The 14,557-nt window shown below is 40.8% G+C and carries 15 protein-coding genes; 9 read left to right on the top strand and 6 right to left on the bottom strand.

What is annotated here, in order from left to right:
- Positions 1-374 precede the first annotated feature (374 nt).
- The 6 genes from atcC to SJ2017_RS16400 all read right to left on the bottom strand — a co-directional run bounded on the left by atcC (position 375) and on the right by SJ2017_RS16400 (position 4,114).
- On the bottom strand, positions 375-1,274 hold the full coding sequence (gene atcC, locus SJ2017_RS16420; RefSeq protein ID WP_080916449.1) for a cold adaptation protein AtcC: 900 nt from the start codon (positions 1,272-1,274) through the stop codon (positions 375-377).
- A 12-nt stretch (positions 1,275-1,286) separates the two neighbouring features.
- The gene (atcB, locus tag SJ2017_RS16415) at positions 1,287-2,045 is read right to left on the bottom strand and encodes a cold adaptation protein AtcB (RefSeq protein WP_055023651.1); all 759 of its coding nucleotides are present in this window, start codon (positions 2,043-2,045) and stop codon (positions 1,287-1,289) included.
- Positions 2,045-2,581 carry a cold adaptation protein AtcA gene (atcA, locus tag SJ2017_RS16410; protein WP_080916447.1) on the bottom strand — a complete coding sequence of 179 codons (537 nt, stop codon included), beginning with the start codon at positions 2,579-2,581 and terminating at the stop codon, positions 2,045-2,047. The genes atcB and atcA overlap by 1 nt, the downstream gene beginning before the upstream one ends.
- 7 nt (positions 2,582-2,588) lie before the next feature.
- Positions 2,589-2,873 (bottom strand): cold adaptation protein ActJcold adaptation protein ActJ, encoded by a 285-nt coding sequence (gene atcJ / locus SJ2017_RS16405; protein ID WP_055023653.1) that lies wholly within the window; start codon positions 2,871-2,873, stop codon positions 2,589-2,591.
- Between the two features lie 317 nt (positions 2,874-3,190).
- Complete coding sequence (locus tag SJ2017_RS21880) at positions 3,191-3,313, bottom strand: hypothetical protein (RefSeq protein ID WP_269454721.1); 123 nt, start codon at positions 3,311-3,313, stop codon at positions 3,191-3,193.
- 258 nt (positions 3,314-3,571) lie between these two features.
- The gene (locus tag SJ2017_RS16400) at positions 3,572-4,114 is read right to left on the bottom strand and encodes a hydrolase (protein WP_080916446.1); all 543 of its coding nucleotides are present in this window, start codon (positions 4,112-4,114) and stop codon (positions 3,572-3,574) included.
- Positions 4,115-4,313: 199 nt separating this feature from the next.
- Between SJ2017_RS16400 and SJ2017_RS16395 the strand changes: the two genes are divergently transcribed.
- The 9 genes from SJ2017_RS16395 (at position 4,314) to SJ2017_RS16355 (ending at position 14,540) form a co-directional block, all read left to right on the top strand.
- Entirely contained in the window at positions 4,314-5,348 is a 1,035-nt protein-coding gene (locus SJ2017_RS16395; protein WP_080916444.1) for a DUF2235 domain-containing protein, read from the top strand.
- Positions 5,349-5,468: 120 nt separating this feature from the next.
- Positions 5,469-6,383 carry a cobalamin-binding protein gene (locus tag SJ2017_RS16390; protein WP_231919057.1) on the top strand — a complete coding sequence of 305 codons (915 nt, stop codon included), beginning with the start codon at positions 5,469-5,471 and terminating at the stop codon, positions 6,381-6,383.
- 299 nt (positions 6,384-6,682) lie between these two features.
- On the top strand, positions 6,683-7,942 hold the full coding sequence (locus SJ2017_RS16385; protein WP_080916443.1) for an efflux RND transporter periplasmic adaptor subunit: 1,260 nt from the start codon (positions 6,683-6,685) through the stop codon (positions 7,940-7,942).
- A 42-nt stretch (positions 7,943-7,984) separates the two neighbouring features.
- Complete coding sequence (locus SJ2017_RS16380; RefSeq protein WP_055023657.1) at positions 7,985-8,218, top strand: hypothetical protein; 234 nt, start codon at positions 7,985-7,987, stop codon at positions 8,216-8,218.
- 72 nt (positions 8,219-8,290) lie between these two features.
- Positions 8,291-9,022: an ABC transporter ATP-binding protein gene (locus tag SJ2017_RS16375; protein WP_080916441.1), complete on the top strand. Its 732-nt coding sequence runs from the start codon at positions 8,291-8,293 to the stop codon at positions 9,020-9,022.
- Between the two features lie 20 nt (positions 9,023-9,042).
- A complete protein-coding gene (locus tag SJ2017_RS16370) occupies positions 9,043-10,356 on the top strand; it encodes an ABC transporter permease (protein ID WP_055023659.1) in 1,314 nt (437 codons plus the stop codon).
- Between the two features lie 17 nt (positions 10,357-10,373).
- Positions 10,374-11,582, top strand: a complete 1,209-nt coding sequence (locus SJ2017_RS16365; protein ID WP_055023660.1) for an ABC transporter permease — start codon at positions 10,374-10,376, stop codon at positions 11,580-11,582.
- 96 nt (positions 11,583-11,678) lie between these two features.
- Positions 11,679-13,124, top strand: coding sequence for a sigma-54-dependent transcriptional regulator (locus SJ2017_RS16360; protein WP_080916440.1), 1,446 nt, complete (start codon positions 11,679-11,681; stop codon positions 13,122-13,124).
- Positions 13,125-13,190: 66 nt separating this feature from the next.
- The gene (locus tag SJ2017_RS16355) at positions 13,191-14,540 is read left to right on the top strand and encodes a sensor histidine kinase (RefSeq protein ID WP_055023662.1); all 1,350 of its coding nucleotides are present in this window, start codon (positions 13,191-13,193) and stop codon (positions 14,538-14,540) included.
- The last annotated feature ends 17 nt before the right edge of the window (positions 14,541-14,557 follow it).

Genomic DNA, 14,557 nt, shown 5'->3' with positions numbered 1-14,557 from the left:
TTCAGCTGCAACATCAACTTAATGATGCTGACACTGTATCAAGAATGGGGTACTCAATGTCTATCAACATGCAGTTTAATAGCTCATGAGTCTTTATTTAATTATAAATAACAATACGATTATTAGTGAATTTAGATCAATCAGTTAATCGTAGGGAATTGGATGAGGTAAATAAGACGGTATGAATAAAGCCAAGCTAACACGTATGAATAAGCTGTAACCCTGATCAAGAGATAATTGCTGGTCTGCAGTGAAATGAGGAGTATCGAAAGAGGTAGGTAATGATAATTATGAATACGAATGACAATAGCGATTAACATACCCAGCATAAAAGCTGGGGCAACAAAGAAGGTTTTGTTGCCCTAAGCTATTGATTAAAAATCTATTGTGTCTTGCCAACCTAAAAGGACACTTTGTAAGCCATGCTTTTGCTCATAGCGCTCAAGTTTTTCAGGGCTTGCGTCACTTAATGCCAATTCTCGATATTTTTTGGCAAATTTAAGGGTGCGTAGAAGCTCTTGATAAAAGTGTTTTCCTAAATCTCGGCGTATGGCATCGGCTAAGATTTCAGGTAGTTGAGATAATGCGCGTTCGGTATGGTTTTTAATCGACTCAGTGCTAAACCATTGCTCATTAAGCTCTATTTTACGTAAACGCTTTTTCATGTCTTCACGTACTTTGGCATCATCAAACATGATGCGGTACAAGACGGCTTCAGCCAGCACACTTTCAAGACCTAAACTGAACAGTGGATCGAGCTCAGTTTTAGCATAAAAGGTTTCAAGTAACACTTTGGTGGCTTCTTGGCTGCGATGATCTTGTAGCGCTGATTGATAATCTTGCCAACCTAGCCATTCTTCTGTGTCGGGTGGTGTAGAGATTTTCTCTAACAACAGTGGATTAATATCACCATAAAGCGATTTATCACTACCGTGCATGTGTTTGCTGACAACGGTCAACATGCTCCAGCCTTTTTGAAAACACTTCAACACACCATCAGGTGTTTGCAGCAAGGCAACTGAGCCAGCAGGCTTTTGGCCCGTCAGTGCAATAAGTCCAAGGCTTACAACTCCAATAACATCATGGCCTGCTTGCTCAAGTAGATGCATTTTATGCTTGTTATAAAACTTATCAGCCAGTTTTAAACTCATTAAAATCGCTTTCGATTTTATTTGAGTGATGTGCTCATCAGTTAATCTTTCTTCTGTGCGCCCATATTCTAGTACTCTACTAAAATAAGGGCCTTGGTTATTATCACGTAATGCTAATTGCATTAACTCGATTCCTTAATCAAGAAAAGTAAACATATCGTCGACTTCGGCGTATTCATCAGCCACTTCGTTTTTCTCTTTAGCTTGCAGTACAAGCTCATTAACGAACTTACCAATAATTTGTTCCCATCCAGAACTTTCATTACGGAGTAAGTTTTTAATCGAAGAGGCCACATCTGGCGCAATTTGTTTAATTAACGCAAGCAAGCTACGCGGATCATCAATCGCTAAACTATGTGCTTCTTCATCTGCCTGCCAGTTGCTATAACCAACGGTTTCGCCGTCATCTTCATCGTCAAAGCTTTCGTAAATACTGTTGGTATCTTGCTCGGCTGAAGGCGATAAAATTAACTCGATAAACGGAATAGAAAGGTAGAATAAGCCTGCAGGATCTTCTGCAATACATTCTAAAATCGCCGCTTGTTTTTCTTCGGTACCCTGAATACGGATAAGGTAAGTTAAAAACTCAAATGTATGATGCATAAGCTCATCAGCATTGGTTTTAATTTGTTCTTCCCAATATAAAGGTTGCTGACAAACGATGTCGCGAATTTGTTCAGGCGTCATTAACTCCGACATAATTGACGGACATGAAATATCATGATGACTGTTAATCTGCGTTAATGTCACAATGTCCATATGTTCAATAACATCAACAAGTTGATCGTCTGACATCGTGTTTGCAATGATTTCGAATCGCTTACTGGCTTGTTGTGGCTCGACGTCAGCTAGATCTTTTATCTCTGCTGCGGTGAGTTCAATAAGATTGTTCATTATCGCTCCTCGTCATCATATTGGTCGTAATAACCTTCTTCATCGCTGTCATCATAGTCCCCATCATCATTGTAGGGATCATGGCCGTCATCATTAGTATCACTTGCTTCATTGGCACTAAAAGATTTACTTGGAGCAACCACATTATCTTGAGTATTAAGCAGGTAAACCACTGCACAGCTTTCTATTAATAGCTCTTCAGAATATTTTCGTACCGCTAACACTAACGGGACATCAGCGTTATTAAATTGAATCGTTACCTTAAACTCATCCCAGCTAGGTAATTCAGCGTTATCAATCCAGGACGCCCATTTGGTTTTGGCTTCATCTGAAAAGCGAACACGATTGAATAGTGCAACAGGCAAATATTCTGGCACGGCTGCTAACATCGATGGATCGGCTAATAAAATCTCTTTCATCGAATCGGTGAATTTTGCTAAAGCTTCAGGGCTATCGGGATCGTTATACGATTCGATATTATCGAAGGCATTATTCTTTAACTCATTAATGCGAGAGATATTAAGTGGTTTGCTCATGGGTTTCTCAAGAATAAAATTGGTCCCACAGCTCGGTCATAGCAGCTGTTGGGTTGGTCACGATGACATTATTAAAATCTTTAATAAATGCCGTTCTTAATTTTTTATCAGATAACACATCGTAGGCATTTTTAACCCGGTGCAGTTGCTCGGCTGCATGATGTTTTTCTTCTTCTGAAGCATTAATCAGTTTATCGGGATGATACTTATTTGATAAACGTTTATAGGCTTTTTTTATTTCGTCTTCTTTGGCACTGGCTTTAACACCGAGGACTGTGAAGTGGTTAATCATATTTTTACCTATGGCGATTGAACTTGGATAGACTGATGCTATCCCACTAAATTATGATTATTTGGTTAGAAATAATAACAGAAATACAATCATTTCCATAAAACTATCAGCTAGTTTAGCTTAATTCAAAATACAGCGGGCAATATTGAATAAAAATAATACAAAAAGTGCTGTTATTGCTTTTTGTGAATAGAAACTGAGGTTATTAAAGTGCGTTAATACAGCTCTTTCTTGAATAACGTAAATTGAATTAACGCATGTAAGGTGTGGGGAGTTTATACATCAAAGCGCACTTGGCGCTTGATGATGTATTTAGATTACTGCTGGTGCTTGGTTGAAGAGTCACTTTGCTGGTTATCAATTAATGCCATTAATACTGGTACTAACTGGTTAACGATTCCTACGCAAAGGCTCAGTGCTGCAACATGTTCCCAACCCATTTTATACTCCTTATTGACTGCCATTAGTCACTATTTGTGATGGATATACCAAGCTAGTTTGCTTTGGCTTTCCTTGAATTCACAACCAGAATATAAAACGTTGGACAATGAGATAAGTGAGCTTTGTCATGAGTGTCAATGACATTTGTCATGAGGTCGTTCGTTGCCTTTGAAACTGAGTTTATTCAAGCTTTATCTGAAGCACTACTTATCTAGCCTAAGCAATAATTAATGTTCAAAACTTAACTCAAATTCACATTACTTTATGAGTTTGAGTAACGCCTTGAAACGCTCACCTGTGGCTTGATGTTGCAGCTCAAATAAACATGATTCGGTATTGGTGAGAAAGGCGCCTTTTTGCTGCATCATTTGTAGGCCTAATTGTTTATTGTCTTGGTTGCGAGATGACACCGCATCGGCAACCACATGAACTTGATAACGATTAGCCAATAAGTCTTGGCAAGTTTGATACACACAAACATGGGTTTCGATGCCTGCTAAAATAATATTGTTACGATTGAGCCTTGCTAGTTGTTGCTGAAACTCATGACAATGCCAAGCACTAAAGTGCGATTTAGGGATAGCTTGTGTTGTTTTAGTTAATAGTGAAGCTAATGACTCGGTGGTCGGGCCTAATTTATCTGGTAGTTGTTCGACCCATAAAATGGGAATATCAAATAACTGTGCCCCCTGGATAAGCGTTTCAAGTTGTTGATGTAATTGGGATGACTGCTGCATGATTTGTGCAAGTTTGCCTTGAACATCAATTATGACCAATACTGACTTTTCACTTGTTAACATAAAAATCCCTCAGGTTAATCTGCCAATGTGCACCATTGTTTTGGCTATTCTTACACCAGTAAACGCTAATTTTTGTGTTTCGCCTATTGTCGATAAGTCGAAGGAAGGAATCAGTCTAGGACGACATTGAGCTTGCTGCATTAGTGTTTATTTTGGGTTATTAATATTGATAAATAGCGGAGTCTTTAAGGATTAGGTAATGAAAAAGCGTATTGTAATTTGTGCTGATGGAACTTGGAATCGGCCGGAAAAAAACCAAGATGATTACCCGACTAATGTGCTAAAAATGGCGAGAGCTATAAAACCTATTGCTGAAGACGGAACACCTCAACAAGTTTTTTATGATTGGGGTGTTGGCTCGTATTATGACTCGTTTTCTGGAGGGGTTACCGGTAAAGGCGTTCATAAAAACATTATGGATAACTACCGCTATATCGTTCAAAACTATCAAGATGGTGATGAGATATATTTATTTGGCTTTAGCCGTGGCGCTTATACCGTAAGGTGTTTATGTGGTTTGATTAATAATTGCGGTATTTTAAAACGTCCTGATGCTAACTTAATTCAACAAGCATTTAATCATTACAAAACCAAAGCTAAGGCCTATAAACCTAGCGGTGAAAAATCAATTCAATTCAGAAATGACCACAGTCACCCATCTAGAGAGGTCAAGTTTGTCGGTGTGTGGGATACCGTGGGGGCGATGGGAATTCCATTTTCATTTCTAGGGTTATTTGATGATAAAGATGAGTTTTACGACACTAAGTTAGGCCGTAACGTTAAAGTCGCAAGGCATGCTATGGCTATTGACGAAATAAGGAGTGACTTTGAACCCACTATTTGGGCAAACAACAGTGATATTGATATTGAGCAAGTTTGGTTTGCTGGGGTTCATTGTGATGTGGGAGGCAGTTACTCGCCAGATCAAGATCAGACATTATTGAGTGATATATCCCTGCAATGGATGATTACGCAAGCAAATTTGCAATCCCTTAGTACGGAACCGCACTTAACGGATTCGCTTAATCCTAACCCCCAAGCAAGTAAACACAACTCGAAGAAGCACGTCTATCGGATCCGTGGTGAGTATATACGTGGCATTGATAAGGCTGGTTTGCCGGCCCAAATACATGAGTCGGTTAAGGTACGTTGGGAGCAAGATAGTCAATATCGACCGAAAAATTTAGTTAACTACATCAAGCAACACGGCTGGCCGATTAATTTGGTTGACTAATATAGTGAAATAATCTCGGTCAGCTTGGCGTAATTAACCACCACATTATTTGCCGAAGTGAGTTAGTATAATGGGGCGATGACTTCGCGAATGTTGTTAATAAATATCATAAGGGTACCCATGTTGTTTCTTACTAAATTGAGCCGTATTTGGGCAATAACGGCACTCGTATTGATGACGTCAGTAACACTCAATACAGCCAATGCAGCACAAGAAACACATCTGTTAGGCAAGGCAACAAGCAAGGTAATAGACACCGCTATCCCCCAGAAAACAGCTAAGCGTGTCATTGCCTTATCTCCTCATGCAGTAGAAATGTTATTTGCCATTGGTGCAGGCGAGACAATAGTTGCAACCACGGACCATGCTGATTTTCCTGAAGAAGCCAAAGCGATTCCGAGTATTGGTGGTTATTACGGTATTCAAATGGAGCGCGTTATTGAGCTCAATCCAGATCTTATTGTTGTTTGGCAAAGCGGTAATAAGCTGGATGATATCAATCAATTAACCCAATTAGGCTTTAACGTGTTTAATAGCGACCCTAAGAGTTTAGATGATGTCGCCAAAGAGTTATTGCAACTTGGTGAGTTAACTGGCCATCAAGAAAAAGCACAACAAGCCGCTGATGAGTATCGATTACAGCTTAGTAAAATCAAAAAAAGTAACGCCCAAAAACCAGCAATAAAGGTATTTTATCAATTATGGTCTACGCCTTTAATGACAGTATCTAAAGGCAGTTGGATTGAGCACATTATTAGTGCATGTCATGGCGAGAATGTGTTTCTTGATGCTGCGAGTGAATACCCACAAATCAGTGTTGAAAATGTATTACTCACCGATGCAGAAGTGATTTTACAAAGCCAAGATGAAGGCAATATTATTGGTGTCGATTGGTCAAAGTGGCCTGAATTACCAGCAGTTAAAAACAATCATATCTACCAGCTTAATGCAGACTTACTGCATCGAGCCTCCCCCAGAGCCATCTTAGGTGTGCAAGCATTATGTGCAGCCTTAGACAACGCCAGAGTCAACTGATGTGAAAAAAGCGTTCTATTCCATTTAGCTCCAACAGTCATCGCTTCTTTTGAAAAGTGTCCACTCGGACACTTTTTTGTTTTTCGGACACTTTTAAAGGTGTCCGCGGACACTTTTATGAAATCTAGTTATTACTATAATTACTTAAGCTGTTGAAATAAATTGACATTTAATTGTTGGCATAGCTTGTGCTCTATAAGCGTCATACATTCAACGATATCGTAAGTGACCGAAAAGCGGACAACCTTTGTGTCCATTTATTTTGCTAAGGCCACAGCAACGAATTTCAAGGAACTGAAATGATTAAAGATACAAGTGCTCAAGATACAGTGGTGACACCGACAATGGGTCGTAAGCTTCGCCTACCTATGGTGCTAGGACTTGCTGGATTACTAACGAGTGCATTGGTGTGGGCAAGCTTAGGTCACGATAGCAGTATTCGCTCTGTTGATAGTAAAGACTTACGCATGGCGACAGTCACTCGTGGCACCTTAGTCAGAGACATTGCGACCACAGGTAAAATCGTTGCCGCCAATGCGCCAGTGCTATACAGCACAGAGCAAGGTGTGGTCACTTTATTGAGTCAACCAGGTGATGAAGTAGAGCAAGGCCAAGTGGTTGCTCAAATTGATAGTCCGAAACTTCGCAGTCGTTTTCAGCAAGAACAATCGGTCTTTGCTGCAATGGAAAGTGATTTGGAACGTGCCAAGTTAGATGCACGACGCGAGCAACTTCGAGTTAGCCAAGTGCTTGATATGGCGAAAGTGGACTTAGAAGCGGCAGACAGAGAAAGTCGCCGAGGTGATCAACTGATTGAAAACAGCCTGATTAGCCGAATTGATTTTGAAAAAGGCAAAGATGAGCTGCATAAAGCCAACTTACTGCATCAACATGCATTACAAGAAGTTGATTTAATGCGAGATACGCTGACATTTGAATTGAAAAACCGTGCGCTAGAAGTCGACAGACAAGCCTTAGTGGTAACCGAGCTTGCCCGTCAAATTGCGGCATTGGATATTAAAGCACCAGTAAAAGGCATTATCGGTAATTGGCTGGTGGAACAAAAAGCCCGTATTGGAGCGAGTCAGCCAATGTTAACTGTGGTGGATTTAAGTGCTTTTGAAGCAGAACTTGCAGTACCGGAATCATATGCTGATGACTTAGGTATAGGAATGGATGTTGAACTGAGTTTTGGCAGCGTCACCGTAATGGGGCATTTATCGTCTATTTCACCTGAAGTCAGAAATCGTGAAGTAACAGCAAGAGTGCGCTTTGAAGCGATTGATAGTTTGTCATTACGTCAAAATCAACGTTTATCAGCAAGAGTGTTACTTGAAAATCGTCCTAACGTATTGATGGTTAAACGAGGGGATTTTCTTAATCGAGGCGGTGCTACTGCGTTTGTCATGAATGACGACATGGTGCAAAGAACAGCAGTGACTTTAGGTGCACGAAGCATGAGTGAGATTGAAGTTATCGACGGCGCTAAAGAAGGTGATGTATGGGTTATTTCAGGCACCGAAACCTTCAAAAATGATACGCAAATTCAAATTAGATAATCACAGATAAGTGACTTGGACTGTACAAGTAAGGATCTCAGGATGAAATTATTACAAAGTAAACCAATGACAGGCTTTATTGCTCTGATGTTATTGAGCTTAGCGGTGAGTTATCGCATTGATGAAAGCTTCAATTGGTTGTCATTTAGTTTCCACATTATCGACTTAACGGATCAACTATCAGAGCAAGTGAGTTATGGTCTCACGAATGACATGGTAAAGATTTTATTTGAATTAGATTTTCCAACAGCACTGCAAATCATAGTGCATTTTTAAGCGCGAATTCACCGATTAATTGAATAAACAAAAATTGGCAAAACACAGAGCCAATAAGACAAGGACAGACTCATGTTATCAATGAAGAATATTAGCAAAGTGTTTAAAACGGACTTAGTAGAAACCCACGCATTGCGTGACTTTAATCTTGAAGTGAAAGAAGGCGAATTTGTTGCAGTGACTGGCCCATCAGGTTCAGGTAAAACTACCTTTTTAAATATCGCAGGTTTGCTTGAAGGCTTTACATCGGGGGAGTTCAGTTTAGACGGTGAAAACGTGTCTAATTTGAGCGATAACCACAGTGCTAAAGTTAGAAATGAAAAAATAGGGTTTATTTTTCAGGGCTTTAACTTAATTCCCGACTTGAATCTTGCTGAAAATGTTGAAGTGCCATTACGTTACCGTGGTTTTAATGCCGCTGAACGTCAACGCCGTGTGAAATCGGCACTCGAGCAAGTGGGTTTAGGCGCAAGAATGAAGCATTTACCGACGCAATTATCGGGCGGGCAACAGCAACGTGTGGCCATCGCGAGAGCGTTAGCAGGCGAGCCACGTTTTTTGTTAGCAGATGAGCCAACAGGTAACTTAGACAGTTTAATGGCTAGGCAAGTGATGGAATTACTTGAAGATATTAATCAACAAGGTACCACCATCATTATGGTGACCCATGACGCAGAGTTAGCAAGACGAGCACAGCGTAATATTCAAATTATAGACGGTCAGGTATGTGACTTTTCTATGTATCAAAAGGCTGACCAATCTGTTGTTGCTGATCTGCAGCAAGTTGCCAACGCCAGTCGCTAATTGAAGCAGGAGAGAAGCTTATGTTTTTTTATTATTGCGATCTTGCTTGGCGCAGCATCAAGAAAACCCCAATGTTATCCATGTTAATGGTGCTGGCCATTTCCATCGGTATTGGCATAACGATTACCACCTTGAACGTGTATAAAACGATGTCGCATAACCCTGCAGGTGATAAGAGTAGTCAGATAAATTCGATTCAGTTGTGGAGTCAAGGCCTGGATACCTGGGATGACTTTCATTCAAATCTTACTTACACCGACGTGATTAATCTGCGGAACAACAATCAGCTGGAATTAAAAGCAGCGTCGTATCGTACAGGTCTTGCGGTTCAATCTGAGAATCCTGATATTCAGCCGTCATTAAAAAGTGTGCGAATTACTGATCGTGACTTTTTTAACATTTTTGATGTGCCGTTTTTATATGGGCAACGCTGGGATAAAAGTGTCGATAGTCAGCCAGCTTATCAAGTGGTGATTGGAGAGACCCTTAATCAAACATTCTTTAATGGTAACAACAGCGTCGGTGAAACCTTGTATTTGAATCGTAAACCCTACCAGATCGTAGGGGTGATTAAAGATTGGAATCCTCAGCCTAAGTATTACGACCCGACCAATGGAGCATTTAATGATGCAGAAGAAATTTTCATTCCATTTTCACTAAATGAGCAAGAAGAGTTTGATGTGTGGGGAAACACCAGTGGCTGGCGTTTCGAGCCGATGCTTACTTACCAAGACCGATTAAACTCAGAAAAAACGTGGATCCAATTTTGGACATTTCTTGCAACAGATGACGACAAATCTGAGCTAGCGACTTGGCTTACTCATTATGTCGAGCAACAACGCAATTTAGGGCGATTTACTGACACGGCAAAAAGTGCAGCCGAGGCATTTCAAATTAGTGATGTTGCCTTATGGCTTGAAAATAATGATGTCGTGCCAAGAGATAACAAGATTCTCGTAGGATTAAGTGTGCTGTTTTTGAGTGTATGTTTGGTCAATATCCTTGGCTTATTACTGACTAAGTTTTTAAAACGTGCTCCCGAAGTCGGCGTTCGTCGCGCTATTGGAGCAAGTAGAGCGCAAATCTTTAGCCAATATATGGTTGAGGTTGGTTTGATTGGCTTTATTGGTGGAATTATCGGTTTGCTTTGGGCGTGGGGCGCATTGACTGTCCTTCATGCTGAATTCAACATGGAGCAAAGCGTTACAGGGCTTGATAGCAGCATGTGGATTATTACGCCATTAATTGCCATTTCTACCGCTGTATTAGCAGGGGTGTATCCAGCTTGGGTTGTGTGTCGTACTAAACCCAGTGTGTATTTAAAAGCTCAGTAGTAGAGAAGGAATTCAACATGTTACATATTAAGCCAATATTATCGAGTTTAATGCGCAGTAAAAGTGGGCCTGTGCTGTTGTTATTACAAATCGTGTTATCGGTCGCCATTGTTGCCAATGCGAGTTTTATTATCCATGAACGCTTAACCATGATGCAGCGTGATTCTGGTTTACTCGAGGAGCAAATTTTAACCTTTAACGTTTATAACTTTGACCCTGCAATTGATAATGTGCTGCAAAACGAAGTTGACCAGCAAATTTTACGTAGCTTGCCCAATGTCATAGAGGCAAGCTCCACTAACATGGTGCCACTGAGTGGTAGTGGTTGGATGGACCGCTATGTTGATAGTGCAGATGAAAATACAGCAGAAAGTATGCCTGGATTTGCTTTGTATTTAGGTAATGAGCACTTACTGAATGTTATGGGATCTAAACTGGTAGATGGGCGCAATTTTCGTCCTGAAGAAATTAATACTCAGTTAGATCAAAGTGGCATGCTCGCAATAGTCTCAAAACCTTTAGCAGAGGCGTTTTGGGGGGATGAGTCGCCTGTGGGTAAAACCATGTATCAAGGCAAACAGACGATCGAAATTATCGGCGTGGTGGATAAATTACAAGGCGCCTGGGTGAATCATGAAAACTTTGAATACAGTGTGATTCAAAATATTGATTTTGGTGGCGGGTTTAAAAACAAAACCTATATGGTGCGTGCGCTTCCTGAGCATATACCCGCTCTGGAAGAAGTGATAATAAAGGCATTTCATGCAGAAAACCCAAACCGTGTAATTGATGGCTTTTCATCACTAAGCGAGACCAAAAAAGGCGCTTATAACAATCATAGATTGATGGCGACATTATTAAGTATGATGGTGATATTGCTACTTTTGATTACCGCACTCGGATTAACGGGTATGGTCATGTTTAATATTCAGCGCCGCACGAAACAGATTGGAACTCGTCGCGCTTTAGGTGCTAAAAAGCGCGATATTGTTAATTACTTTATGGTTGAAAACTACCTTATTTGTATAGCGGGTGGACTGATTGGTGCCATGCTGGCATTGCAGTTAGGTCAACAATTAATGAGTTTGTATAATTTACCTATGCTGCCAGTCACTTATCCTATTGCAGCGGTGATAGGCTTATTGCTGGTGACCACATTGGCGGTAATGCTTCCAGCATTAAAGGCGGCTAAGATTTCTCCAGCGATGGCGACGCGCAGCGTTTAATTTGATGTCGCTAAATTAGCCTGCTCGTATCTTGGTAAGATATAGTTAGCGTATTAACTCGATAATTAAGCTCGATAAATAAGAATGATGGGAAGTATGGACAGTATTTTAGTCGTAGATGATAACAGTTCAATTTGCAGCGCATTAACGTTAATGTTGGACATTCATGGCTATAAAGCACTGAGCTGTGAAACGCCAGAACAAGCGTTGGCTATTGTGGAAAAACAAGATATTAGCTTAGTGATTCAAGACATGAATTTCACCCGAGATACGACCTCGGGTGAAGAAGGCAAACAGTTGTTTTATACCTTAAGACAACAGCAGCCTAATCTACCGATTATTTTGATGACAGCATGGACGCAACTTGAAACTGCAGTTGAATTAGTTAAAGCCGGCGCTGCAGATTACATGGGTAAACCATGGGATGATGCCAAGCTGCTCACGAGTATCAATAACTTACTGTCCATTTATCATCTTTCTAAACAAAATAATCAGCTTGCTAGAGTCGACTCAGAGCGCATGAGTGTGATTAATAACGCTGATTTATGCGGCATGGTGTTTGGTGGTGGAGCCATGCAGCGGTGCATAGACTTGGCCTTACAAGTTGCCAAATCAGACGTCTCGGTGATGATTACCGGCCCTAATGGCGCAGGTAAAGACAAAATTGCCGATATTGTTCAAGCCAACTCTTTATTAAATAAACAACCTTTTATTAAGGTCAATATTGGTGCATTACCAATGGATCTATTAGAGGCTGAACTATTTGGGGCTGAAGCTGGAGCGTTTACAGGCGCGAATAAAGTCAGAATAGGGCGTTTTGAAGCGGCAGATGGCGGCACTTTATTCTTAGATGAGATCGGTAATTTACCTTTATCTGGGCAAGTTAAGTTGTTACGAGTGCTGCAAACCGGCGAGTTTGAACGACTTGGCAGTCACCAAACTCGCAAAGTGAATGTGCGGGTTATCAGTGCGACGAATGCTGATTTAGCCGACGATATTGCCAAAGGGACTTTTCGTGAAGATTTGTTTTATCGACTCAATGTGATTGAGTTACCTTTGCCGGCATTGAATCAGCGTATTGATGATATTTTGCCGTTAGCGCAGCATTTTGTGGGTGATGGATTTACGTTTGAAAAAACCGCTCAACAGGCCTTGTTAGCCCATGCTTGGTCAGGCAATGTAAGAGAGTTAGAAAACGTGTGTAAAAGGGCGGTGCTACTTGCTACCAACGCTGTTTTAACGGTGGATGACTTGGGGCTATTACCTTCAACAAACTCATCGCTTTCGAATGTGAAAACAAGTGAACCTGTAACAACATCGACTTTTACACCTAAGCAAGGGGTACCATCACAGGAAAATGGTGAGCATACTCAGCAAGCCCCTCAACAAGTGAGTGCCGCTCAAGTTGAGCCTGATAAACAACAGATTGAGCAGGCGTTGCAGCATCACAATGGTGTTATCGCCAGAGTGGCAAAATCCTTAGGGTTAAGTCGCCAAGCGCTTTATCGCAGGATGGATAAGTATGGTTTATCCTCAAAATGATATTCCATAAGTGCTGTGAACATCATAAAAAAGTAAAACGGATGAATAATAAGAGTGAACCGATAAATGAGATACACGCTACAACTGCGCAGTAAGTTAGTACTTGGTAACGTGTTTTCCGTTGCGTTAAGCGGCTTATGCGGTTGGTGCGTGTGGTTTTTTCTTGGCAGTGAACATGTTTGGCTAGCGCTGCTAACGAGCTTGGGCTTGTGTTTTGTGTTAAGCATGTGGTTAACAACTGCACTGAATGACAGCCTGAAAGCATTAGAAGTGGGCTTACTTAATTTTAAAGATAATGAGTTTAGTGTGTCGTTGCATGGTTATGGAGAGCCTCAGTTAGATGCCATTGCTGAGCTTTATAATCAAGCATCCCAAAAGCTGCGAAACGAAAGGCAATTTATTTATCAGCGTGAATTAATGTTGGACAAAGTGATTCAAAACTCGCCCAATATTATGTTGTTAGTTGATGACAATCAAAGGATTATCTATGCAAATGACGCCGCTAGGCATTTATTTAATCAAGGCGTACGTATAGAAGGAATGCTGTTAAATGCACTTATCGCCGAGCTGCCGAGTGCATTAAAGCACGCATTGAATAGTCAGCATGAAGGATTGTTTTCAATTGATGTGAACAATGAGCAATTAACATCGGACGGCAGCGGTAATGAAGAGCTGGAAACCTGGCATATTTCTCGTGGCAGCTTTACTCAAAATAACCAACAGCATCATTTGATTCTACTAAAACAGTTAACTAAAGAGCTTAACCGTCAAGAAGTGGCTGTGTGGAAAAAAGTGATTCGAATTATCAGCCACGAGTTAAATAATTCTGTCGCGCCAATTGCGTCTATGGTTAACTCTGGGCGAGTGTTAACCAAAGATCTTGATAATGAAAAGCTGGCACTTATTTTTGATACCATCGAAAACAGAACCGCTCACCTAAGTCAGTTTATTTCTCATTATGCACAATTTGCTAAGTTACCTTTGCCACGTAAAACCACAGTAGATTGGTCGCAATTAGTCGATCAGTTAGCTGAGCAATACCCGTTTAAACTCACCTCTACTTTGCCAACCTTGAACATCGCGCTCGACAGTGTTCAACTTGAGCAAGTCCTGATTAATCTGCTTAAAAATGCCCATGAGTCAGGCTCAGATACACAGCATGTCACTTTGGATATCGATGAGGTCACTCATCCAGTATCTGGTATTTTGATTGTAGTGGCAGATCAAGGTAGCGGTATGTCTAGCGAAGTGTTGTCTCAAGCCTTATTACCTTTTTATTCAACCAAACAATCAGGTACGGGGATCGGTTTGCCTCTGTGTCGCGAGATTATCGAAGCGCATGGCGGTCACATTACCATGCAAAACAAAGTTGAAGGCGGACTGAGCGTTAAATTATGGTTACCTAAAGAGTCATAGTAAGATTCATTTATGGC

Origin of the sequence: Shewanella japonica, assembly GCF_002075795.1 — a bacterium.
In the GTDB taxonomy this organism is placed as follows: Bacteria; Pseudomonadota; Gammaproteobacteria; order Enterobacterales; family Shewanellaceae; genus Shewanella; species Shewanella japonica.
The sequence above is the reverse complement of the archived record's forward strand: the minus strand, read 5'-3'. Positions and strand labels throughout refer to the sequence as shown.